Origin of the sequence: Amycolatopsis rhabdoformis (assembly GCF_035918295.1) — a bacterium.
Classification (GTDB): domain Bacteria; phylum Actinomycetota; class Actinomycetes; order Mycobacteriales; family Pseudonocardiaceae; genus Amycolatopsis; species Amycolatopsis rhabdoformis.
On sequence record NZ_CP142149.1, the window covers coordinates 5,470,246 to 5,492,654 of the forward strand.

The following is a 22,409-nucleotide window of genomic DNA, read 5'->3' on the forward strand; positions in this document are numbered from 1 at the left end:
TTGCATGGTCCGGGCAGGTACTCGCGGTTGTAGACGCATCAGGTGGAGGAACGACGTGGCACGAAGGAAGCTCGGCCGGCAGTTCGGCTGGTTGTGGGCGGCGTACGCCGTGAGCGCCTTCGGCTCCGGGCTCGGATTCGGGGCCTTCGGGCTGATCGCCATCAGCGTCCTGCACTCGAGCGCCGCCGGCGTCTCCGCGCTCACTTCCGCCGGCCTCGTCATCGGCGCCGTCGTCGCCATCCCCACCGGCCCTTGGATCGAGACCCGTCGCAAGCGGCCCGTCATGATCACGATGGATCTGCTCCGCTTAGTGGCGATGGCCAGCATCCCGCTCGCCTTCTGGCTCGGCCGGCTGACCTATGGGCAGCTCCTGCTCGTCGCCGTCGTGGTGGCCGCCGCCAAGATCGGGTTCGCCACCGCCAGCGGCGCCTACCTGAAGTCCGTGGTGGCCCGCGACGACCTCCTGGTGGCCAACAGCCGCTTCGAGTCCACCTGGTGGAGCTCGATCGCGCTCGGCCCGCCGTTGGGTGGTGCCGCGATCGGCCTGTTCGGCTACACCACCACGGTCCTTGCCGACGGCCTGAGCTACCTGCTCTCAGCGCTCGGCATCACCGCCATCGGCGGATCCGAGCCTGCTCCCGTGAAAGATGCGGTCAAGAAAATCACCCTGCGGGACCTGCCGGACAGTTGGCGGTACCTGCTCAGCCACCCGCAGCTGCGGCCGTTGCTCCTGAATCGCCTGGCGGTGGGAGGTCTCATCATGGCGACCGAGCCACTGCTCGCGGTGCTCCTGCTGCGGGACCTCCACTTCGCCCCGTGGCAGTACGGGCTTGCCTTTGCCGTGCCGTGCGTCGGCGGGTTCGTCGGCTCGCGCGTCGTGGGTCCCACTGTCGCCAAGTACGGCGAACACAAGGTGATGTGGCTCGCCGCCGTCGGGGCGGTGCTGTGGCCGATCGGACTGGCGTTCACCCCCGCCGGCATCGCCGGGCTTCTCCTGGTCATGATCATCGAGTTCGGCGTCATCATCGCGATGAGCCTCTTCAACCCCGTGGTGGCGACCTTCCGGCTCAAGCACATCGACCACGAGCGGCTCTCACGCACGCTGTCCGCCTGGCAGATCAGCACGAGTCTCACCACCGCCCTCCTCACGCTTGCCTGGGGCATCCTGGCGGCCCTGACGACAACGCGGATCGCCATCGGGCTCGCCGGCCTGCTACTGCTCTTCACCCCGCTGCTCCTGCCCCGGGTCACTGCATCGAGTGCGCCCGACCGGACGCGAGAGGGCCACCCGACAGCGCCCGCGAGCGCCGAGAAGATGTGACAGTCAGGAAGTTTCCGGGAACGCTTCTTCCCCTGGTGCACTGTCCACAGTGGTCGATGGCGAGCCCGAGCGGTGGCACCAAGCCCGTGGAGGCGGGACTGCCGCCTGGAACTGTTGCGCGAGCAGGGTTCCACGCCGTGCGCCTTCGGTTTCAAGGACGGCTACGAGCCTGCGGACGTGCCGTTCGGCGAAGTCGTCACCGGAGGGACTGGACGGCGCTCCCGATGAGCTTCAGCACGTCGTCGGGATGGGAGACCATCGCGACGTGGTTGGTCGGGACCTCGACGGTCGTGGCCTTCATGCGCGCGGCGAATTGGCGCTGGGCATCGGGCGGAATGGCTTGGTCGCCTTCGGCCACGAGGAACCACGACGGGAGCGACCGCCAGGCCGGGGCGCCCATCACCTCGTCGAGCGCGGTCCACGACAGCGGCTGCTGCACCGCGAACATCACGCGGGCCAGCGCCGGGTCGACGTCGGCGGCGAAGTGGTTCACGAAGTCGTCCTCGGGCAGCCACGCGAAGCCCCGGGCGTCGACGTCCAGGTGCGCCAGGGCCGGCGTCGGAGGCCCCTGTGCCAGGAGTTTCCCGATCGACTCGCCCTCGTCGAGGCCGAACGCCGCGATGTAGACCAGCGCGACGGCGTTCGGTGCGTCCGTGCCCAGCGCGGTCACGATCTGCCCGCCGTAGGAATGCCCGACGACGACCGTCGGCCCGCCCTGCCGGGCCAGGACCTGGCGCAGCCGCGCGACGTCGGCGGCCAGCGAAGTCTCCGGGAACTGCGGCGCGGTGACAGTGAACCCGTCGGCCTGCAGCCGTTCGATGACCGCGCTCCAACAGGACCCATCGGCCCACGCGCCGTGCACAAGGACGATGTTCGGTCGGTCCGCCATGGTGATTCCTCCGCGACAGTGTGTTCGGCACAGGTCAGCACACACTGTCGCCGCGAGCGCCGAAACCGGGCTCACCCGTCGCGAGTGAACCTTGGAACCTGACGCTGTGCCTCGGATTCCTCAGCGGACGGGCGTCACTATCGGTCGTGATTTCCGGCCGTGCCGGGACCTACTGTCGAGAGTGGAGCTTCCTGCCCTGCCGCAGGCGGGACGGGGACGGACACCTCGAGGAGGGACCGCATGACGCTGTACACCGACATCCCGACCCGCTCCGAGATCGACGCGCTGTGGCAGTTCGGCGCGGCTGCTGGAACCGTGCCCGACGCTCCCCCTCGGGAGATACGCGTGCCGGACATACCCGCGGACGTGGCGTCCGCCATCGGCAAGGCATCCATCAAGGATCGCGCTCCGAGCCGCCGGGTGCAGGGCACCGAGGGACAGAAACTGCGGATGTCGCAGTTCTCCCGGCTGGTCGACGGTGCGCTGCGCGAGGTGCTGCCCGGCCACGGCGTTCCGCTCGTGCTCGCCGCGACCGAGCCGCTCGAGAGCATCTTCCGCGTGCACTGCCGCTACCCCGACCTGGTGCCACACGGGGTGGCCGGCGACCCGGAGGACCGCGGCGACGGCGAGCTGGTCGCCGAAGCCCGCGCGGTTCTCGACAATTGGTACGCCTCGCGGCTCGACGACGAGAAAAGCACCTTCGACGAGCGCTTCGGGCAGGGGCGCACCTCGACCGACCTCGCGGACCTGGCCCGCTTCGCCACGCGCGGCGCTGTACACACACTATTCGTGGACATCGACGCCACCGTCCCCGGCGAGGTCGACGACAGGGGCGACGTGACCTTCGAAGCCTCAGGCGCGAACGAGCTCGTCGACGAGGTCACGCGCCGTGCCTGGCTGTCGGGCGCCCGCATCCTCGCCGTCCGCCACGAGGACGTGCCTGGCGGTGGCGACGTCGCCGCGACCTTGAGATACGCGCCGACGGCGTGACCGCGGACGGATCCCCAACGCACAGGGGGCTACGAGCCGGCTGTTTCCGGGGCACCCGCGGTGTGCGTGCCGACCATTTCCGCGACGCAGGACTGGTAGGTCGGGCAGGTCGCGATGTCGTCGTGGGAGCAGTGCAGCGCGGCCTCCACGAGGGCGAGAGCCGACTGCAGCGCCGCGATCCGGTCCTGCAGCGCAAGCTGGTTGCGTCGCAGCACATCTTTGCGGGCGGTGGTGTGGATAGAGCCGAGGAAGTCCGCGATGTCGGGCAGGCCCAGGCCGGCGCGTTTCATCTCCACGATCGTGCCGACCCGCACCAGGTCGGCGCGGGTGTAGCGGCGGCGACCGCCCTCGGCGCGGGACGGTGAAAGCAGGCCGACGGACTCCCAGTGGCGCAGCACGTGGGTCGGCAGGTTGAAGTGCTCGGCCACTTCGCCGATCGCCAAGAGGCTTGACTTCATGTCGGCATTAAGTCAAACCATGGGGAGCATGTCCAGTTTGCTGACTGTCCTCGACGCCGGCGACGCGTTGCCCGCGGCCGTCGAGCTCCGTACCCGTTCCTACGAACTGCTCGGCGACCTCACCGGCCGCACGGTCGTCGACGTCGGCTGCGGCGGGGGCCGCGCCGTCGCCGAACTGGCCGGTCGAGGAGCCCGTGCGATCGGCGTCGACGCCGACCCCGAGATGATCGCCGTGAGCCGCGAACGCTTGCCGCACGGCGAGTTCCACGTCGGCGACGCGTGTGCGTTGCCGCTCGAAACCGGCTCGGTCACCGGGTACCGCGTGGACAAGGTGCTGCACCTGCTCGACGATCCGGCGCGGGCCGTCGCCGAGGCCCGCCGGGTGCTCGCGCCCGGCGGGCGGGCGGTGCCGCTCGGCTCGGACTGGGACACGATCGCCGTCGACTCCGACGACCCCGAGACCACCCGCCGCCTGGTGCAGGCGAAGGCCGACTCGTTCCCGTCGCCCCGCGCCGCCCGGCGCCACCGCGCCCTGCTGCTCGACGCCGGGTTCACCGACGTGACCACCGAGGCGCGCTCCCTCGTGCTCACCGACGGCACCGCGCTGGCTCTGCTGCGCCGCATCACCGACGACGAGAGCTGGCTCGCCGACCAGGCCGAACGCTTGCGGACGAACCGGATCTTCGTCGCGGTACCGATGATCCTCGTCGCCGGACAGCGCTAAGCGCGGTGGTCGTGGCCGGCGTCCTCGACCGCGCAGGCGCAGGTTCGGCGGCCGGCCTCGTCGGTCTTCCGTGCCGGCAAAAAGAGAAGTGAAGTCACTTCTTGACTGGCTCCGACCCGCCTGTCAGGGTTGCGGCATGACGGACAGCGCTGCGCATCCCACGTTCGAGACGATCCTGTACAACGAGGACGGCGCGGTCGCCACGATCACGCTGAACCGGCCCGAGCAGCTCAACACCATCGTTCCGCCGATGCCCGACGAGATCCACGCGGCGGTGACCCTCGCGACGCGGTCGGCGGCGGTGAAGGTCATCGTCCTGCGCGGAGCCGGGCGGTCGTTCTGCGGCGGCTACAACTTCGGAAAGGGCTTCCACGCCTGGGACGAACAGATCACGACCGACGGCGAATGGGACCCGGGCAAGGACTTCTCGTTCGCCACCGATCGCAACCTGGCCCCGACGCAGCGGTTCAACTCCGTGTGGAACACCCCCAAGCCGGTCATCGCCCAGGTCCACGGGTGGTGCGTGGGCGGCGGAAGCGACTTCGCGCTGGCCGCCGACCTCGTGGTCGCCAGTGACGACGCGGTTTTCGGCACGCCCTACAGCCGGATCTGGGGCTGCTACCTGTCGGGCATGTGGCTCTACCGGCTCGGCCTGACCAAGGCCAAGGAGTACGCGCTCACCGGGAAGGCGGTGACCGGCACCGAAGCCGTGGAGCTCGGCTTGATCAACCGGTCCGTGCCGTTCGCCGAATTGGAGGCGACCGTCGCCGAATACGCCCGGCAGCTGACCGGCATTCCGCTGTCGCAGCTCTCGGCGATGAAGCTGATCGTGAACCAGGCGTACGAGAACATGGGGCTGGCCTCGACCCAGACCCTCGGACCGATCCTCGACGGGCTGATGCGCAACACCGCCGAAGCGCGTCGATTCGTCGACATCGCCGAGAACGACGGGGTCCGCGCGGTGATCACCGAACGCGACGGCCTGTTCGGCGACTACAGCCAAGCCCCGCCCGAGCTCCAGCCCGACCCGACGCACGTGATCACGCCCTGAGAGAAACCCGCGACCTCGTAAGCTGACCAGATGCCGCCGAACCGCACTCAACCCCAGGCCGCCGGCCTCACCGCGAAGGGGCGCGCCACCCGGCTTCGGCTGCTCGAGGCGGCGCAGGAGCAGTTGCGGGTGCGCGGCAGCGTCGAGATCGCGGACGTCGCCGCGGCGGCCGACGTCTCCCCGAGCGTGATCTACCGCTACTTCGGCAACAAGTTCGAGCTGATCCACGCGGTGGTGACCGACTTCTACGACGAGTACGACCGATCCGTTTTCCTTGCCGAGCTGCAGCCCGACAGCCCGTGGCTCGAACGGGAGACGCTGCGGATCGAGCGGGAGATCGACTTCCTGTACCACCACCCGCTCGGGCCACGGGTGGCCGCGGGGCTGCTGCACGAACCCGCGGCGACGCACGTCGACGCCGAGCGGCAACGCAAGCACGCCGAGATGGCCGCGCGGAACATCCGCCGCGGGCAGAAAAGCGGCGAGCTCGCGGCGACGATCGACGCCGAACTGGTCGGCGCCTCGATCATCGGCGCGCTGCGGGCCGTTCTCGCGGCGGCGCTGAGCCACGAGAAGCCGCCGCCTCCGGCGAAAGTCCTGGCGCCGATCGCGCAGCTGTCGAAGGCGTTGCTACCACCGGCCTCCGACGGCAAGTGAGCAGCGCCCGTCATCCCGGGCCGTCGGGGTGGGTGAGGTCGTACGCGCGGGAGACCTTCTGGGGCACCACCATGCGCCACGCGTCCACGACGAATTCCCGGGCCTCGGCGGGATCGAGAGCGGCGAGGTCGGCGTGGACCCAGTTGAACCGGAGGTCCGACGCCGAGGGCAGGTGGAACTTCGCCGGCTCACCGGCGACGAGCGCGGCACGCTCCTCCTTCGGGAAGGCGAAGCCCATCACCGTCTCGTCGAGAGAGAACGCCACGTAGACGATCTGCTTGACCCGGAACTTCAGCCGGCCGCGCACGTAGACCGGATAGGAGCGGTCGAGGTCTGAACCCAGGGCGCGGACGTCCTCGAGCACGGCCATGACGTACCTCCTCATCCGAGGACGAGGCTGCCAGGTCGCGGTGGGGCGCGCGATACCCGGTCGGCCTCCGTCGCCACGGTCAAGGTCGACTTGGCGGGAGATATTGCATCCAATTACAAGATTTTGCATACTGTTGGTCGGCCATCTCCCCCGTCGAACGGAGGACGTCCATGGAATTGACGGAGCGCGAGTTCAGCCCCGAACCGGGGGACACGCTGCTGTTCGAGAACGACCGGGTGCGCGTGTGGTCGATGACGCTCGGGCCGCACGAGGAGTTCGTGTTCCACCAGCACCACCACGACCACCTGATCCTCTGGCCGTGGGCCGGCGAGGTGCAGGGCCAGCAGTACACGCCGGCCGAGGCCGGGCGCGACGAGTGGGGCCTGGCCCAACGCGCGGAGCCCGGCTTCGCGATGTTCAAGACCGTGGGCACGGACCGGCCGCTCACGCCCCACCGCGTGCGCAACCTCAGGGCCGAACCGGTCGAGCACTTCATCATCGAACTGCTCGAGCCCTCGCCGAGCGCGACCGAGCAGCCGTGGCAGCACAACGGGCGCGGCGAGTTCAGCGAAAGCGCACGGTCAGGCGAGTGAGGCGCGGGTTCGGGGGCGCCGGTTCGAGCCCGTCACGCGCGTTCGGTGCGACCGGCGTGCGGGAAGCGGTTCGAACGTCAGGGCTCGATGCCCTGCTGGGCCTCGATCCAGCGCGGCGCGGGTTCAGTGGCGCCGGTTCCGGCCCGTCACGCGGGTTCAGTGCGGCCGGGGTGCGGAAACCGATTCGGCCGTCAGGGCTCGATGCCCTGCTGGGCCTCGATCCAACGCGCCGCGGGTTCGGGGGCGCCGGTTCCGGCCCGTCCCGCGCGTTCGGTGCGACCGGGGTGCGGAAAGGGGTTCGAACGTCAGGGCTCGATGCCCTGCTGGGCCTCGATCCAGCGCGCCAGCACCTGCGCCGACGCCAGGATGTGCCGGCGCATCGCGGTGCGGGCGCGCCGGGTGTCGCCGGCGCCGATGGCGTCGATGATCGCTTCGTGCTGCTCTTCGATCTGGCGCAGGACCCGGGAGTTGCCGGCGTAGGCGGAGTAGCCGGCGTTGCGCGGGAGCCGACGGCCCATGTCGGCGAGGGCGAGCGCGAGCTGGCGGTTGCCGGAGGCTTCGAGGATCACGGAGTGGAACTCGTCGTGGGCTTCGGCCCAGCGGTGGCGACGGTCGGTGTCGTCGCCGGAGGCGGTGGCGGTGTCGGTGGCGGTGTCGGTGGCGGTTTCGGTCGCACTGGCGGTGTTGAGCTCCGTCCCGCTGGTGCGGAAGCCCGCCCACGCGTTGCGCAGGCGTGCGAGCTGCCGGTCGTCGATGTGCTCGGCGGCGAGTTCCGCGGCCAGGCCCTCGAGTTCGGCTCGCACCGTGCCGAGTTCGCGGATGTCGCGCGCCGAGTGGCCGTTGACCCGCGCGCCGCGGTTCTGCACGATCGTGACGATCCCCTGCGCACCCAGCACCCGCAGGGCTTCGCGCACGGGCGTGCGCGAAACGCCGAAATCCTCGGCCAGCGCGGCGTGGCGCAGCCAGCTGCCGACCGGGATGTCGCCGCTGAAGATGCGACGCTGCAGCTCGTCGACCAGCTGATCACTCAGGGCGCTCTCGCTCATGTCCCGCCGCCGGCTCCTTCCCAGAGGGAAACTCAGCCTACTGGGTGCGCCGCCGGCCGGCCGCTCGTCCGCGCCGCCGCGGTGCGCCGCCGGATCGAGGTCCGATGAGCCGGCCGTCGATGTCGCTCCTCGACTACGACCGCCTGGTGCCGCCCGGTCTCCTGCGGCCGCCGCCGGTGCGGGTCGTGCCCGGCGCGGTCAGCCACCTGCAGGTGCCCTTCGCGGAGTACCACGGCTGGCGCGCGTTGCGGCTCGACCTGCACCTGCCCGCCGCCGGCCCCGGGCCGTACCCGGTTGTGGTCTACGTGCACGGGGGCTCGTTCCTCACCGGCCTGCCCGGGATGGGGCCTTGGCGGACGCTGCCGCAGCGAGGGATCGCCGTCGCTTCGGTCGGCTACCGGTTCTCGGGTGAGGTGAAGTTCCCCGGGCCGGTCGAGGACGTGCGCGCCGCCGTCGCGTGGACCCACGCGCAGGCCGGGGTTTACGGGCTGGACCCCGACCGGATCGCGTTGTGGGGCAGCTCCGCGGGCGGTTACCTGGCCGCGCTGGCCGCCGTCACGGAGCAGCTGGCACCCCCGCCGCGATTACTCGCCGAGCCGAGCGGCCGGCCGCTCGTGCGTGCGGTCGTCGCGCACTACCCGGTGACCGCGCCGGACGCGTTGCGCGAGGACGCGCTCGAACCGAGCAACCTCGGCGAGCTCGTGGCCGCGTTCTTCGGCGGCACGCAGCTCCCCACCGCGGTGGCCGACCACCTCGGCGACGCTGCCCCGGCTCCCCCGTTCCTGTTCCAGCACGGCGACGCCGACCGGCGCGTCGGCCTCGGCCAGAGCCGGCGCCTCCACGAACGGCTGCTCGCCGCCGGTGTCTCCAGCCGGCTGGTGGTCGTGCCCGGTGGCGACCACGGGTCGCCGGAGTTCGAGTCCCCCGAGTGCGTCGACGAAGCCGAGCGCTTCCTGCGCCGATCCTGGAACGAGGTGGCCCCGTGAAGGTCCTGATCTGCGGCGCCGGCATCGCCGGCCTGGCGTCGGCGCACTGGCTGGCCCGGGCCGGCCACGAGGTGACGCTGGTCGAGAACTGGTCCGGTCCGCGCCGCGGCGGCGTCGCGATCGACGTGCGCGGCGCGGCTCTCGAGGTGGTGCGCGAAATGGGCGTGGTGGACGAGATCATCCGCGGCCGGGTGCCCACGGAAGACGTATACCACTTCCTCGACCGTTCCGGCCGCGAACAAGCGTGCTTCACCCCGGCGACGCAGTTCTACGACAGCCCCGGCGACATCGAGATCTCCCGCGACCGCCTCCTCGACATCCTCGAGCGCGCTGTTCCGTCTCAAGTGGACGTCCGCTACGACACGACGATCGTCCGCGTCGAAGGCGGAGTGCACCTCAGCGACGGCACGACCCACGAACCCGATTTGCTCGTGGGCGCCGACGGCACGCACTCCACGGTGCGCAAGGCCGTTTTCGGTCCTGAGCAACGGTTCGCGCACCACCTCGGGCTGTACGTCGCCATCGTCAAGCACTGCGCGGCCGGCGCCGGGCTGTCCGGCTCGCACGTCTACAACACGCCCGGCCGCATGGTGATGCTCCGCGGCGACGGCACCGACTGCTCCGCCCTGCTGGGATTCCGTGCCGCGCCGCTCACCTACGACTTCCGCGACCTGACTGCCCAGCGCCGCCTCGTGCGTGAGGCCTTCGCCGACGAATCCGGCTGGCTCGTGCCCGAGGTGCTCGCCGAACTCGGCACCCCGGACTTCTACTTCGACTCCGTGGCCCAGATCCGCATGCCCACCTGGTCCCACGACCACACCGTGCTCGTGGGCGACGCCGGCTACTGCGCGTCGTTCTTCTCCGGCATGGGCACCAGCCTCGCCCTGATCGGCGCCGCGACCCTCGCGCGATCCCTGTCCGCACACGCCGACCTCCCCACCGCCCTGCGCGCCTACGACTCCGCCATGCGCCCCGTCGTCACCTCCGCCCACACCCTCGCCGACGGCGGCGCCGACATCCTGTTCCCCACCGACGTCGAAGCCCGCAACGCCCAACTCCGGGCGGCCGTGAGCTGACGCGCCGGTGTCGGGTGGGGAAACCGCCTTCGTGGCGCGGATTCCTCACTTAGGCTGCGCGCGTGAACCTCTTCAGCAGGGCGCTGCTGGGCTCAGGACGGCTCCCCGACTCCGTGCGCACGACGATGCAGGCGGAGGGGATCGAGTACCTGGCGGAGGGACTCACCGGCTCGGTGCGCTACCACGCCTACCGCGCGCCGGGGGTGCGGCGGTTCGGGGCTGTCGACGCCACAGCCGGCGCAGTGGTGGTGACGCGCAGACGGCTGCTGGTGTGGCTCACGCGCGGAGAGCAGAAGGGCAAGCACCTCGACGTCCCGCTGCGCGACGGGCAGCCGTTCGGGGTCACGGTGCGGGTGGAGGGCGGACGGTTGATTCTCGGGTATGAGCCGGCTGCGTTCCACGCGGACCGGAGCGGTCGGGTGGAGCTGCGCCTCAAGACTCCGGAGGCGGCGCGGATCGCGGTGCTGCTCGGAGCGGGTTGACCGCGCCGGTCAAGAAAGCGCGATGGCCAAGAGCCAGACGTCGTACTCTTCCGAGGTCGCAGCGCAGATCGTCCGCGCGTCCGTCGACATGGCCACGAATTCCGGTTCGCCGGGATACTCCGAGAGGTGCTGAGCGAGAGAAAGCTTTCCCGCGCGGCGAACGTGCGCCCACGGCAAGGCGCTGACGCTCGCGACACCCACGCTGATCAGGAAAACTCCGTTGTCGTCGAAAAGGCGGTGTTGTTCGGCGAGAGACTCCCACTGCCGATCGACGTCGGTCAGATGGCCGAGGTCGGGTCGATAGGGAACCGTCGCGGTCGGCACGGCGTCGCCGCTGACGACCGGGCGCCAGGCGGTCATGGGAGGTGGCGTGTGGGCGGGGAGGGTCGAGTCCACCACGACAAGACCCGCACGCTGCAGCATCTCGCTTCGCAGCAACTCGCCCACAGCATCATCGCTCACTGCCAAAGCCTAGAGCGGGCTAGCCGGACGATCACCTCACGCGGGATGGCCGCAATGCGGACAGGCCGACGGCATCGCCCGGCGCGGAGCCAGCACGTCCGCCGCGGAGACCACGAGCAGTGAGTGTTCCTCGGCGAACGCCGCGAGTTCCTCCGGGGACGCCATGTCGCCCACCGAGCGTTGCGAAACGAGCCCGCAAAGGACGGCTGCAGCGGATTTGCCAGCGAGGCGCACCAAATCCAGAGCGGCCTCGGCGCGGCCGGCAACGGTGGACGAGGCGGCAACGCGGATCGGCACGACGTGGCCCGGACGCGTGAAGTCCGCGGGGGTCGAGGTGGGGGAAGCGAGTTGGCGGAGGGTGTGGGCGCGGTCGGTGGCCGAGATGCCGGTGCCGCCGACCGCGGCGTCGACCGTGACAGCAAAGGACTCGCCGCCGTGGGCGGTGCCGGGGTGCATGGCGGGGAGGCCGAGGTAGTCGCAGGTTTCGTCCGGCAGCGCGACGCACACGAAGCCGTCGGTGTGGCGGACCGTGAAAGCCAGCAGGCTAGGCGTCGCGTCTTCCGCGGCGAAGACCAGGTCGCCGTGTGCGCCGGCGATCACGACGGGGCGGCCGGTCGCCAGGGAAGCCGCGGCTTGGTCGACGGTGGCGGTGGTGAGCAGTTCGGGCATGGGCATCTCCTTCGCCACCAGCCTCGTCGCGGCGGCGGGGTTCGGCCATAACCCCCGAGTGTCATCCGAGGCCGGCGAGTTCGGCGGAAATGCGGCGGGCCTCGGTCACGAGGTGGGCGATGAGGAGCCGCGCGCTGGCCGACGGTTCGCGGCCCACGAGCGTGGTGATGCCGATGGCGCGCGGCACGGTGTCGAGGCGGATCGGCAGGGGCGCGAGGGCCTCGTCAGCGGTGCCGACGAGCAGGGGCATCGGTGAGACGGCGTCGGTCCGGATGAGGATCGAGCGCATGGTGAGGATGGTCGAGCATTCGATCACGTTGCGCGGCAGCGCAATCCCCTGGCGGGCGAAGAGCTCGTCGAGTTCGTCGCGCAACGCGGTGGGGCGGCCGGGCAGCAGCCAGGGGAAGTCCTGCAGCTCGGCGAGGGTCCGGAGGCCGGCGTCCACAGCCGGGTGGTGGCGGCGGGCGATGAGGCCGACCGGGTCGTCGTAGAGCGAGAGGTGGCGGAACCGGCCGGTCGGCCCGGCGGGCAGGCGGCCGATCAGCAGGTCGACTTCGCCGCGGACGAGCCGGACGTCGAGGTCGGTGCCGAGGCTCTCCACCACAGTCGCGGTCAACGTCGGGTGCTCGGCTTTGAGCCGGATGAGCGCGGCGGGCAGCAGCGAATGCGCGCCGGCCAGGTTGGTCCCCACGCGCACCGGCTCGAAGCCGCCGCGGCGCAGCTCGTCGATGCGGTCCTGCGCCGAGCGCAGGTTGTCCAGCACGGCGCGGGCGTGGTCGAGCAGGATTTCGCCGGACGCGGTGGGCCGCACGCCGCGCGGACCCCGGGTGAACAGCTCCACGCCGACGATCGTCTCCAGCTCGCGCAACGCCCGCGTGACCACCGGCTGCGTCACGTGCAGGTCCTGCGCGGCGCCCAGCAGCGTGCCGTTGTCGGCGATCGCCGACACGAGCAGCAGGTGGCGTAGCTTGAGCCGATCGAGGAACCGGTCCACCGCCGTCACCTCCCACGCAAGGCATAGCCAGCTATGTTCCCAGGAGCATAACGGAGCCGCGATAGGCATTGGTGCGGCGAGAACCGCTCACACACGATGAAATCCATGTCTCCTGAATCCACCGGCACCGTGTCGACGCTGACCGCCGCTCTCACCACGGGTGCGGTGTCGGTCATCGAGCTCACCGCGCCGCTCTCGTCCGCGACCCCCGTGCTCCAGCTGCCCCCGGAAATGGCGGCGACTCCCCCGTTCCGCCTCGACGAGCTGTCGAAGTACGACGAACGCGGAACCGCCTGGTACCACAACGAAATCCACACCGGCGAACACGTCGGCACCCACTTCGACGCCCCGCTGCACTGGGTCACCGGCGCCGAGTTCGAAGACGTCGCCACCGCGCCGGTCAGCCGGCTGATCGCGCCGGCCGCGGTGATCGACAAGACCGCCGAAGCCACCGCCGACCCGGATTTCCTGCTGCGCCGCGAAGACGTCCAAGAATGGCAGCGCGCAAACGGCGACCTGCCGGCCGGCTGGCTGCTCCTGCGCACCGGCTGGGCCGCTCGGTCGCACGACCAGACGCTGTTCCTCAACGCCGACGACACCGGCTCGCACACCCCCGGCGTCGATCCCGCCTGTGCGCGGTGGCTGGCCGAGGAGACGCCGATCCTGGGCTTCGGCGTGGAAACCGTCGGCACCGACGCCGGCCAGGCGTTTCGCTTCGAGCCCGCGTTCCCCGTCCACACACATCTGCTCGGCGCCGGCAAGTACGGCATCACCCAGCTGCAGAACCTGCACCTGCTGCCCCCGACCGGCGCGCTGCTCATCGTGGCGCCGCTGCGGATCGTCGGCGGGTCCGGCAGCCCGGCGCGCATCCTCGCGCTGGTCGACACCCACGGAGCGCACTGACCATGCTCGTTCACGAAGCCATCGGCCGCTTCCTCACCGAGCACGGCGTGCGCGCCGCGTTCGGCGTGGTCGGCAGCGGCAACTTCCACTTCACGCAGGCGTTGACGGCCGGCGGCGCGCGGTTCGTCGCGGCCCGCCACGAAGGCGGCGCGGCGACCATGGCCGACGCCTACGCGCGCATGTCGGGTGAGGTCGCCGTGCTGTCGCTGCACCAGGGGTGCGGCTACACCAACGCGTTGACCGGCGTCACGGAGGCGGCCAAGAGCCGCACGCCATTGCTCGTGCTCACCGCCGAGGCGAACGACCCGAAGTCCAACTTCTTCATCGACCAGGCCGCGCTCGCGACCGGGGTCGGCGCGGTCTCGCTGCGGGTGCGCTCGCCGCGCACGGCGTTGCAGGACGTGGCCCAGGCGTTCGCCGTCTGCGCGCAGCAGCGCCGCACGGTGGTGCTCAACGTGCCGATCGACGTCCAGGACCAGGAACTCCCGCCGCAGCACGCCGAGGTGCCGGCCCCGGCCGCCCTGCCGCAGCCCGCACCCGCGCCGCTGGAGGAGTTCCGTCGCCTGCTGAGCGAGGCGGAGCGGCCGGTGTTCATCGTCGGCCGCGGTGGCCGCTCGCCCGGCGCCGCCGAGGCGGTGCGCGAGCTCGGCCGCCAGGCGGGCGCGTTGCTGGCGACGTCGGCGGTGAGCCGCGGCCTGTTCAACGACGACCCGTGGAGCATCGACGTGTCCGGCGGGTTCGCGTCGCCGCTCACCGTCGAGCTGATCTCCCGGGCCGACCTGGTGGTCTCGTTCGGGTGCGCGCTCAACATGTGGACGACCCGCCACGGTGCGCTGATCAGCAACGACGCGCGGCTGGTGCAGGTCGACCTCGACCCCACCGCGCTCGGCCGGCACCGCAAGGTGGACCTCGGCCTGCACGGCGGGGTGGCGGAAACGGCCCACGCCGCGACCAGCTTGCTCGGATCGGAACCCCGAACCGGTTACCGGCGGACCGAGATCGGTGAGCGGATCCGCACGGGCCTGCGGTGGAACCAGCTGTCGTTCGACGATGCGTCCACAGTGGACCGCATCGACCCGCGCACGTTGTCGGCACACCTCAACCGGCTTCTGCCGCGCGAGCGGACCGTGTCGGTCGACTCGGGCAACTTCCTCGGTTACCCCAGCATGTACCTCGACGTGCCCGACGAGAACGGCTTCTGCTTCACGCAGGCGTTCCAGTCGGTCGGGCTCGGGCTGGCCACCGGCATCGGCACCGCGCTGGCCCGGCCGGACCGCCTGCCCGTGGCCGCGCTCGGCGACGGCGGGTTCCTGATGGGACTGTCCGAACTGGAAACCGCGGCGCGGCTCCAACTGCCGCTGCTGGTCGTGGTCTACAACGACGCCATGTACGGCGCCGAAGTCCACCACTTCGGCGCCGATACCCCGGGCCTGGACAACGTGACGTTCCCCGACCAGGATCTGGCCGCATTGGCCCGTGGGCTCGGGTGCGAAGGGCTCACCGCGCGCTCCGTCAAGGACCTCGGCGCGGTGGCGGACTGGCTGGCGGCCGGGCCCCGCCGACCGCTGGTGATCGACGCCAAGATCACGTCGGACGGCGGTTCCTGGTGGCTGCACGAGGCTTTCGGGCACTGACGGCCGCTGAAGTCCGGTACCGCTGAACGCCAACGGCCGGGTCCGCCCTGGAGAGGACGGACCCGGCCGCGGACTCAGCTCACTCCGACGCAGCAGGCGAACGCAGCCCGGCTTCCTCCAGCCGCGGCAGCACGTCGGCGGCGAACTTCGCCAGCCCGTCCTCGTAGTCCAGCCACAGCAGCATCAGGCCGTCGACGCCGGCGTCGGACAGCTCCCCGATGCGCTTCGCGATGTCGCTCGCCGAGCCCACCAGCGGGTACGCGCCGTAGCCCGCCTTGAACTCGTAGGCCATCTCGGCCATCCGCCCGGCCGGCATGGTCTGCGAGTTGGGGATGTTGGCGGTGATCATCTCCATCACGGCCTCGTCGTCGCCCTGGGTCACGATGTAGTCGTGGGCATACGCCTCGGCTTCGGCCGTGGTGTCCTCCTGCACGACGTAGGCGGAAAGCCAGATCTGGATCTCCTTGCCGAACTTCTTGCGCGCGTCTTCGCGGTACTCGGCCACTCGCTCCTTGACCGCGCGCGGATCGGGATCGTCCGGAATGGTGAACGCGACTTCGGCGTGCTGGGCGGCGAACTGCCGACCGCGCGGTGATCCGCCCGCGTTCAGCAGCACCGGGCGCGACTGCAGCGGACGCGGTTGCGAAATGGCGTCCTTGACGCTGAAGGCCTCATTGTGCAGATCGAATTCCTCGGTCGAGGACCACAGTTTGTCGAACACCTCCATCCACTGGTCGCCATAGGCGTACCGGTCGCTGTGCTCCTTCAGCTCGACTCCGAACAGGTCGAACTCCGGCTGGAACCAACCGCACACCAGGTTCATCCCGGCGCGTCCGCGCGAAATGAGGTCGATGGTCGCTTCGGCCTTCGCCACGAACGCCGGGTTGATCAGCGACACCGCCACCGTGCTGATCACGCTGATCCGCTCGGTGACCGCGGCGATGGCACCGGCCCAGGTCAGGGTCTCCATCACATCACCCGAATAGTGACCGCCGCGGCCGAAAGCACGCCAGCGTGACGCGGACACGAATCCTTCGATGCCGAGCTCGTCGGCTTTCTTCGCCACCCGCACGTTGGCGTCCCAGTCGCCGGAGAACCGGTCCGGGTGAAAGGTGAACGCACCACCCTTCCCGTTCGCGCCGAAGACGCTCAGCTTCAGTTTGTTCGTCGAGTCCCGAATGGGATTGGGCTTGATGAAATCATCGTCCACGGTGATCACATTCCTCGGAGAGAAGACGTCTGGCGCCGAACCGATCCGGTTCTCCGACATTCTCGATCCGCCTGCCGAACCTCTCCATAACCCTCAGGTGTTACTTCCCTCCGACGCCGTTGACCGGCCTTGAGCGCTGCGCTAGCGTCGACGCATTCCGCGCCCAGACGCGGCCCGCACCGAAAGCCGGTGCGGGGCTGTACGAGCCACAAGACCTCGTACCAGCTGCGTACAGATCGCCCCTGCGGGCCGGACGGAGCAGCTATGAAAACCACCATCGTCGTGGGAAACCCCAAACCCGCTTCGCGCACGCGCCAGGTCGCCGAGGCGTTGCTCGACCGATTGGTGAAGGACGACACCGACCGTCAGGTGATCGACCTGGCCGAGCACACCGCGGAGATCTTCGCGTGGCCGTCGGAGGTCATGACCGCGCTCAACGAGCGGGTCGCCGCCAGTGATCTCGTGGTGTTCGCGAGCCCCACGTACAAAGCGACCTACACCGGGCTGCTCAAGGCGTTCCTCGACCGTTACGCCGCGGACGCGCTGGCCGGCGTGACCGCGATCCCGGTGATGACCGGCGGCGACCCGGGCCACGCCATGGGCGTCGACGCGCACCTGGCGCCGCTGCTCACCGAGCTCGGCGCCGTGGTGCCGGGCCGCGGCTGGTTCTTCACGACGTCGTCGATGGACCGCCTCGACCAGCTCGCCGACGAGGCCGCCGCCCGCTACGCGCAGCAGATCGGGCAGCTCGCGCGCCTGGCCGAGGGGGTGCGGATCCCGTGAACGACGTCCTCGATTCCCGCGCCTACCGCGATGCCCTGAGCCGGTACGCCTCCGGCGTCGTCGTGATCGGCGCGACCGCACCGCAGGGAGAACGGCTGGGGTTCACCTGCCAGTCGTTCCACAGCGTGTCCCTGGAACCGCCGCTCATCTCGATCGGCGTGGCCAAGACGTCGAGCACCTATCCGCTGATCCGCCCCACCGGCCGGTTCGCCGTGTCGGTGCTCGGGGACAACCATCGTGAAGTCGCGTCCGCGTTCGCCCGCAAGGGAACCGACCGCTGGGGCGGCGTGGTGCACCACGAGACGGCGGCGGGCAACCCGGTGCTCACTGAAAGCCTGATGTGGCTCGACTGCGAGATCGACGCCGAGCACGAGGCCGGCGACCACCACATCGTGGTCGGCCGCGTGGTGGAGATGAGCCCGGGCCACGACGCCAACCCGTTGCTGTTCTACCGCGGCGGGTTCCACAGCATCGCCACCGGCTGAGCCGCAGCCGAACACGAAACGGGCGGCTCCCGGGATTTCCCGGGAGCCGCCCGTTTCGTCGTGTAGTCCGGCGCTATTCGCCTCGGTCGGCCAGCAACCGCCGCAGCCGGTAGTGCTGGATCTTCCCGCTCGGCGTCTTCGGCAGCTCGGTCACGAACTCGACCGCCCGCGGGTACTTGTATGGTGCGATCGTCTGCTTCACGAAGTCCTGCAGCGCCTTCACGTCTTCCGCCGCACCGGGTCTCAAGTGGACGAACGCGTGCACGATGGTGCCCCGATCCCGGTGCGGCGCACCGACCACGGCGGCCTCGACCACGTCCGGATGCCGCAGCAGCGCCTGCTCCACCTCGGGTCCGGCGATGTTGTACCCGGACGACACGATCATGTCGTCATTGCGGGCCTGGTACCAGAAATAGCCGTCGGCATCCCGGACGTAGGTGTCCCCGGTGAGGTTCCAGCCGTTCTGCACGTACGTCTTCTGCCGCGGATCGGCGAGGTAGCGGCAGCCGGTCGGGCCCTTCACCGCGAGCCGGCCGGGCGTGCCGTCCGGCACCGGTTCACCCGCTTCGTCGAGCACCACGGCCTCGAAGCCCGGCACCACGCGGCCGGTCGACTCGGGCCGGATGTCGTCGTCGGCCGCGGCGATGAAGATGTGCAGCAGTTCGGTGCCGCCGATGCCGTTGATGATCCGGATGCCCGTGGCCCGCTCGAACTCCTCCCACGTGGCCACCGGCAGGTGCTCCCCCGCCGACACGCATCGCCGCAGCTTCGCCAGCGCCGGCGCCTTGCCCGAAGCCAGCATCGCCTTGTACGCCGTGGGCGCGGTGAACAGCACCGTGACGTGGTGGCGCTCGATCGCGTTCGCCAGCTCTTCCGGTGACGCCTTCTCGATGAGCAACGTCGACGCACCGAATCGCAGCGGGAACACGACCAGCCCGCCGAGGCCGAAGGTGAACCCGATCGGCGGCGTGCCGGTGAACACGTCGTCCGGCACCGGTTTCAGCACGTGCCGCGCGAACGTGTCCGTGCTGGCCAGCACATCGCGGTGGAAGTGCATGGTGGCCTTGGGCTTGCCCGTGGTCCCCGACGTCGGAGCCAGCAGCGCCACGTCGTCGGCCGCCGTGTCGACCCACGCGAACTCGCCGCTCTTGCCGGCGGCCCGCGCCGTGAGGTCGGCCGTGCCCGGACCTCCGTACTCGAGGATCGGCACCGCGTGCGCCATCGCGTCGAGGTCGGCGGCGAAACGGTGGTCGGTCACGATCAGGCCCGGCCGCGTGAGCTCCACCAGATCGTCGACCTCACCCGCGCGCAGCAGCGGCATGGTCGTCACGGGCACCGCACCGGCCTTGAGCACGGCGAACCAGGTCGCGACCAGCCACGGGTTGTTCGGCCCGCGCAGCAGCACCCGGTTTCCCGGCACCACCCCGAAATCGGCCACGAGCACGTGGGCGACCTGGTCGCTGCGGCGCGCGAGGTCGCCGTAGGTCCAGGTCCCGGCGTCGGTGACGAGACACGGGCGGTCCGGCCCGAAGCGCGTGATGGCCCCGTGCAGGAGTTCGACCGCGCAGTTGAGCCGGGCGGGGTACGCGAGTTCCGGCAGGGTGAAGCGGAACTCGGGCCAGTCCGCCTCGGCCGGCAGGTTGTCGCGGCAGAACGAGTCGACGTGGGCCGAGGGCGTGAGCGCCATGGGCGGCCTTTCCTGGGAGTCCGTCAGCGGGCGGCCGGCGGGACCGGATAGGGGGATTCGGCGTAGCGGCCGGACAGCAGCGCCCCGGCGCCGGGCGCGACGGCGGGCAGGCCGAGCGCGCGCATCATCTGGTGGGCGGTGGCGATCGAGGCCGACAGCACGGGTTTGCCCAGCTCGTTCTCGACGATGTCGATCGAGGCCAGCGAAGGCATCTGCACGCAGGCCGAGAGCACCACAGCGTCGGCGCCTTCGTGGTCGAGGTCGCGCGCGAGCGGCACGAGCTTGCGCGGATCGTGCGCGGCGACCTCGAGGTTGTCGGGGATCTCGAGGGCGACGTAGTCCGTCACCTCGGTCCCCTCGTGCCGGAGGTAGTCCACGACGGTTTCCGTCAGCGGCTTCATATAGGGGCACAACACGGCGATCGACTTCGCGCCCAGCACGTCGAGCGCGCTCACCAGTGCACCCGCGCTCGTGACGACCGGCGCCGGCGCGTCGTTCTCCTCGGTGATCCGCGTGAGCCGTTCCTCGGACGCGCGGTGGTAGCCCTTGCCCATGCTCATGATCGCGACGAGACAGGCGTAGCCGAGCACGTCCACGTGCGCGTCGGACAGCTCGGCGGCGCACCGGCCGGAGTCGGCGTCCATCGCGGCCAGTTCTTCGGCGTTCACGTGTTTCATGCGCATGCGGCTGGAGTGGAACGTGAACCGTTCCGGCGTCACGGTCTCCCGGGCCCGGAAGATCGCCGGGATCTCCGTCTCCATCGTGACGTTGGAGCTCGGCACGATCTGGCCGATGCGGTAGGAGCTTTTCATCGGGCGTCCACCACGGGGTTGCGCAGCGTGCCGATGTCCTGGATGGACGCTTCGACGACGTCGCCGGGACGCAGGAACTGCTGCGGGGTGAAGCTGGCGCCGACGCCGGCGGGCGAACCGGTGGCGATCACGTCACCCGGCTCCAGCGTCATGCCGGAACTGATGTCCGCGATGAGCTCGGCGATCTTGAAGAGCATGTACTTCGTGCTCGACTTCTGCTTCACGTCACCGTTCACGCGCAAGGACAGCTCCAGCGCGTACGGGTCGGCCAGGTCGCCGGCGGTGCGGATCGCCGGGCCGAACGGTGCGTAGGAGTCCTGGCCCTTCGAGAAGAACCACTGCCCCGAGCGGCGCTGGTCGCGGGCGCTGATGTCGTTGACGATGCTGTAGCCGAACACGTGGTCCATCGCGTCCGCGACGGACACCCGCTTCGCCGTTTTCCCGATCACCACGGCGAGCTCGCACTCCCAGTCCAGCTGCGCCGTGAGGTCGCCGTTGTGCTGGATCGGCTCCTCTGGCCCGACGACGGCGGTGGCCGGCTTGCTGAACAGCACCGGGCGCTGCGGCAGCTCCTTGTCGGTGTCGAGCGTGCGCGCGGACTCCGCCACGTGCTCGGTGTAGTTGAGGCCGACGCCCACGATCTTGCCGGGCCGCAACGGCGCGCGCAGGGTCACCGTCTCCAGTGGACGGCGCGCGCCGCGGACGTCGGCCAGGGATTCCAGCACGGCGAGGTCGCCGCCGCGCACCACGTCGAGCAGCGACGCCGGCGCCGTCACCCCGCGCTCGACCGCCGCGGCCGCGACGTCGACCACGTCGGTGCCGTCCTGGATGCCGAGCCGATCGGCACCGTCGGGCCCGGTGAACGTGACAAGCAACATGAAGGGACTCCATCTCACAAGCAGTTTCGACAGCGGTTTCGAAGAGAACAGGACTCAGGCGAGGGCCTGGTGGCCGTTGTTGTCCGAATAGGCCTCTTCGCGGAAGAAGCCGAGCGAACGCATGACCGGGAAGTCGTTGAAGGAGAACAAGCACGCGTCGTCGGAGCGGCTGGCATTGGCGTGCTCGTGCCACGCCCAGGACGGCACGCAGAAGATGTCGCCCTCGGTCCAGTCGATGCGCTGACCCGCCACGATCGAGGTACCGCTGCCCTTGGCCGCGGTGTAGATCTTCGAGCCGACCTGCCGGTGGGCCAGCGTGGCTTCACCGGGGCGCAGCATTTGCATGTGCGCGCTCATCGTCGGCATCACCGAGCCGCCGGTGAGCGGGTTGCTGTACTCCATGATGATGCCGTCGTACGGCGAACCGTCACTCGCCTTGGCCGCGTTCAGCAGCGCGTCGTAGGTCGGTTCCCACGGGTAGGCCAGCAGCGGCGAGTGGCTCTTGTGCCAGGTGTCGCCGAAGGGCCGCAGCTGTCCGGCGCCGTAGGTGAGCAGCGAGGAGTTCACCACGCCTTCCTGCTTTTGGTAAATGTCCGGGTGCACCTCGTAGAACGGCGCGTCGAGCGCGTTCACCAGCGGGATGTCGAGGCCGTCCTGCCAGATCACCGGGCCGTCGACGCCTTCGATGCCCTCGTTGCCGTGTTCGTGCCAGGTCCAGTTCGGCGTGATGGCGAAGTCACGCGGGCCGACCTTGAGCTTCTGCCCGTCGACGATCGTCCACGCGCCGGTGCCTTCGAGCACGAACCGCAGCGCCGCGGCCTGGTGGCGGTGCGCCGTCATCGACTCGCCCGGCCCCATCACCTGCAGGCCGCTGTAGAGCAGGCCCACGGTGGCCGCTATGTCACGCCGCTTCGGGTTGTACAGCGCGACCACGCGCCGGCCGGCGTCGTCACCGCTCACCAGCTTGAGCGCTTCCAGCACCAGCGGACGCAGCTCGGCGTAGCTCCACTTGATCGGTACCGACTGCGGCTGCGGGTACCACGGCTCGATCTTGTTGGCGATCGTCCACAGTGCACCGGCGTCGAGGGCCTGGAGCTTTTCGTAGTAGGCGGTCAGGTCGTCGTTGTCGGCGACCCGCGCCCGACCGAGCTGGTCATCGCTGTACGTGGTCATCGCGCCTTCCCCGGTTCGTATGTCGTTTTCTTGACGACAGTCATAGTTCAGCTATACCGTTCACGATGTCAAGGGC

25 protein-coding genes are annotated in these 22,409 nt (G+C 70.1%); 13 read left to right on the forward strand and 12 right to left on the reverse strand.

The window, feature by feature from the left end; genetic code table 11:
* Nucleotides 1–4: 4 nt before the first annotated feature.
* The gene (locus VSH64_RS25120; protein ID WP_326838029.1) at nt 5–1,321 is read left to right on the forward strand and encodes an MFS transporter; all 1,317 of its coding nucleotides are present in this window, start codon (nt 5–7) and stop codon (nt 1,319–1,321) included.
* Nucleotides 1,322–1,517: 196 nt separating this feature from the next.
* On the opposite strand, the gene VSH64_RS25125 is transcribed toward VSH64_RS25120, so the two are convergent.
* Complete coding sequence (locus VSH64_RS25125) at nt 1,518–2,210, reverse strand: alpha/beta fold hydrolase (protein ID WP_326565127.1); 693 nt, start codon at nt 2,208–2,210, stop codon at nt 1,518–1,520.
* Between the two features lie 240 nt (nt 2,211–2,450).
* On the opposite strand from VSH64_RS25125, the gene VSH64_RS25130 reads away from it, so the two are divergent.
* Nucleotides 2,451–3,200: a baeRF11 domain-containing protein gene (locus VSH64_RS25130; protein WP_326565128.1), complete on the forward strand. Its 750-nt coding sequence runs from the start codon at nt 2,451–2,453 to the stop codon at nt 3,198–3,200.
* Between the two features lie 29 nt (nt 3,201–3,229).
* On the opposite strand, the gene VSH64_RS25135 is transcribed toward VSH64_RS25130, so the two are convergent.
* Nucleotides 3,230–3,658, reverse strand: a complete 429-nt coding sequence (locus tag VSH64_RS25135; protein ID WP_326565129.1) for a MerR family transcriptional regulator — start codon at nt 3,656–3,658, stop codon at nt 3,230–3,232.
* 28 nt (nt 3,659–3,686) lie between these two features.
* On the opposite strand from VSH64_RS25135, the gene VSH64_RS25140 reads away from it, so the two are divergent.
* The 3 genes from VSH64_RS25140 to VSH64_RS25150 all read left to right on the forward strand — a co-directional run bounded on the left by VSH64_RS25140 (nt 3,687) and on the right by VSH64_RS25150 (nt 6,090).
* Nucleotides 3,687–4,382: a methyltransferase domain-containing protein gene (locus VSH64_RS25140; RefSeq protein WP_326565130.1), complete on the forward strand. Its 696-nt coding sequence runs from the start codon at nt 3,687–3,689 to the stop codon at nt 4,380–4,382.
* 136 nt (nt 4,383–4,518) lie between these two features.
* The gene (locus VSH64_RS25145; protein ID WP_326565131.1) at nt 4,519–5,433 is read left to right on the forward strand and encodes a crotonase/enoyl-CoA hydratase family protein; all 915 of its coding nucleotides are present in this window, start codon (nt 4,519–4,521) and stop codon (nt 5,431–5,433) included.
* Between the two features lie 30 nt (nt 5,434–5,463).
* Nucleotides 5,464–6,090 (forward strand): TetR/AcrR family transcriptional regulator, encoded by a 627-nt coding sequence (locus VSH64_RS25150; RefSeq protein ID WP_326565132.1) that lies wholly within the window; start codon nt 5,464–5,466, stop codon nt 6,088–6,090.
* 10 nt (nt 6,091–6,100) lie between these two features.
* Here VSH64_RS25150 and VSH64_RS25155 read toward each other — a convergent pair whose 3' ends face one another.
* Nucleotides 6,101–6,460: an MmcQ/YjbR family DNA-binding protein gene (locus VSH64_RS25155; RefSeq protein ID WP_326565133.1), complete on the reverse strand. Its 360-nt coding sequence runs from the start codon at nt 6,458–6,460 to the stop codon at nt 6,101–6,103.
* Nucleotides 6,461–6,630: 170 nt separating this feature from the next.
* Here VSH64_RS25155 and VSH64_RS25160 point away from each other — a divergent pair, with 170 nt between their 5' ends.
* Nucleotides 6,631–7,053: a cupin domain-containing protein gene (locus VSH64_RS25160; RefSeq protein ID WP_326565134.1), complete on the forward strand. Its 423-nt coding sequence runs from the start codon at nt 6,631–6,633 to the stop codon at nt 7,051–7,053.
* Between the two features lie 305 nt (nt 7,054–7,358).
* Here the strand turns inward: VSH64_RS25160 and VSH64_RS25165 are convergent, their stop codons facing one another.
* The gene (locus VSH64_RS25165; protein WP_326565135.1) at nt 7,359–8,099 is read right to left on the reverse strand and encodes a GntR family transcriptional regulator; all 741 of its coding nucleotides are present in this window, start codon (nt 8,097–8,099) and stop codon (nt 7,359–7,361) included.
* 104 nt (nt 8,100–8,203) lie between these two features.
* Between VSH64_RS25165 and VSH64_RS25170 the strand changes: the two genes are divergently transcribed.
* The 3 genes from VSH64_RS25170 (at nt 8,204) to VSH64_RS25180 (ending at nt 10,643) form a co-directional block, all read left to right on the forward strand.
* On the forward strand, nt 8,204–9,085 hold the full coding sequence (locus VSH64_RS25170; protein ID WP_326565136.1) for an alpha/beta hydrolase: 882 nt from the start codon (nt 8,204–8,206) through the stop codon (nt 9,083–9,085).
* On the forward strand, nt 9,082–10,161 hold the full coding sequence (locus tag VSH64_RS25175) for an FAD-dependent oxidoreductase (RefSeq protein ID WP_326565137.1): 1,080 nt from the start codon (nt 9,082–9,084) through the stop codon (nt 10,159–10,161). The genes VSH64_RS25170 and VSH64_RS25175 overlap by 4 nt, the downstream gene beginning before the upstream one ends.
* Nucleotides 10,162–10,223: 62 nt before the next feature.
* The gene (locus VSH64_RS25180; protein ID WP_326565138.1) at nt 10,224–10,643 is read left to right on the forward strand and encodes a hypothetical protein; all 420 of its coding nucleotides are present in this window, start codon (nt 10,224–10,226) and stop codon (nt 10,641–10,643) included.
* Nucleotides 10,644–10,652: 9 nt separating this feature from the next.
* Here VSH64_RS25180 and VSH64_RS25185 read toward each other — a convergent pair whose 3' ends face one another.
* From VSH64_RS25185 to VSH64_RS25195, 3 genes are all read right to left on the reverse strand, one after another.
* Nucleotides 10,653–11,105, reverse strand: a complete 453-nt coding sequence (locus VSH64_RS25185; RefSeq protein WP_326565139.1) for a hypothetical protein — start codon at nt 11,103–11,105, stop codon at nt 10,653–10,655.
* Nucleotides 11,106–11,141: 36 nt separating this feature from the next.
* The gene (locus VSH64_RS25190) at nt 11,142–11,774 is read right to left on the reverse strand and encodes a 3,4-dihydroxy-2-butanone-4-phosphate synthase (protein ID WP_326565140.1); all 633 of its coding nucleotides are present in this window, start codon (nt 11,772–11,774) and stop codon (nt 11,142–11,144) included.
* Nucleotides 11,775–11,835: 61 nt separating this feature from the next.
* Nucleotides 11,836–12,768 (reverse strand): LysR substrate-binding domain-containing protein, encoded by a 933-nt coding sequence (locus VSH64_RS25195; RefSeq protein ID WP_326565141.1) that lies wholly within the window; start codon nt 12,766–12,768, stop codon nt 11,836–11,838.
* Between the two features lie 105 nt (nt 12,769–12,873).
* Between VSH64_RS25195 and VSH64_RS25200 the strand changes: the two genes are divergently transcribed.
* Together VSH64_RS25200 and VSH64_RS25205 are read left to right on the forward strand one after the other, a co-directional pair.
* Nucleotides 12,874–13,671: a cyclase family protein gene (locus tag VSH64_RS25200; protein ID WP_326565142.1), complete on the forward strand. Its 798-nt coding sequence runs from the start codon at nt 12,874–12,876 to the stop codon at nt 13,669–13,671.
* A 2-nt stretch (nt 13,672–13,673) separates the two neighbouring features.
* On the forward strand, nt 13,674–15,305 hold the full coding sequence (locus tag VSH64_RS25205; protein WP_326565143.1) for a thiamine pyrophosphate-binding protein: 1,632 nt from the start codon (nt 13,674–13,676) through the stop codon (nt 15,303–15,305).
* Nucleotides 15,306–15,384: 79 nt separating this feature from the next.
* On the opposite strand, the gene VSH64_RS25210 is transcribed toward VSH64_RS25205, so the two are convergent.
* A complete protein-coding gene (locus VSH64_RS25210) occupies nt 15,385–16,515 on the reverse strand; it encodes an LLM class flavin-dependent oxidoreductase (protein WP_326565144.1) in 1,131 nt (376 codons plus the stop codon).
* Nucleotides 16,516–16,779: 264 nt separating this feature from the next.
* On the opposite strand from VSH64_RS25210, the gene VSH64_RS25215 reads away from it, so the two are divergent.
* Nucleotides 16,780–17,298 carry an NADPH-dependent FMN reductase gene (locus VSH64_RS25215; RefSeq protein ID WP_326565145.1) on the forward strand — a complete coding sequence of 173 codons (519 nt, stop codon included), beginning with the start codon at nt 16,780–16,782 and terminating at the stop codon, nt 17,296–17,298.
* On the forward strand, nt 17,295–17,783 hold the full coding sequence (locus VSH64_RS25220) for a flavin reductase family protein (protein ID WP_326565146.1): 489 nt from the start codon (nt 17,295–17,297) through the stop codon (nt 17,781–17,783). The genes VSH64_RS25215 and VSH64_RS25220 overlap by 4 nt, the downstream gene beginning before the upstream one ends.
* A gap of 73 nt (nt 17,784–17,856) precedes the next feature.
* On the opposite strand, the gene VSH64_RS25225 is transcribed toward VSH64_RS25220, so the two are convergent.
* Genes VSH64_RS25225 through VSH64_RS25240 form a run of 4 tightly spaced genes read right to left on the reverse strand, consistent with a single transcriptional unit; the run spans nt 17,857 to nt 22,333 of the window.
* A complete protein-coding gene (locus tag VSH64_RS25225; protein ID WP_326565147.1) occupies nt 17,857–19,470 on the reverse strand; it encodes an AMP-binding protein in 1,614 nt (537 codons plus the stop codon).
* Nucleotides 19,471–19,493: 23 nt separating this feature from the next.
* Complete coding sequence (locus VSH64_RS25230) at nt 19,494–20,282, reverse strand: maleate cis-trans isomerase family protein (RefSeq protein WP_326565148.1); 789 nt, start codon at nt 20,280–20,282, stop codon at nt 19,494–19,496.
* A complete protein-coding gene (locus VSH64_RS25235; protein WP_326565149.1) occupies nt 20,279–21,160 on the reverse strand; it encodes a fumarylacetoacetate hydrolase family protein in 882 nt (293 codons plus the stop codon). Before VSH64_RS25235 ends, VSH64_RS25230 begins: the two co-directional genes overlap by 4 nt.
* Nucleotides 21,161–21,214: 54 nt before the next feature.
* Nucleotides 21,215–22,333 carry a cupin domain-containing protein gene (locus VSH64_RS25240; RefSeq protein ID WP_326565150.1) on the reverse strand — a complete coding sequence of 373 codons (1,119 nt, stop codon included), beginning with the start codon at nt 22,331–22,333 and terminating at the stop codon, nt 21,215–21,217.
* Nucleotides 22,334–22,409: the final 76 nt, after the last annotated feature.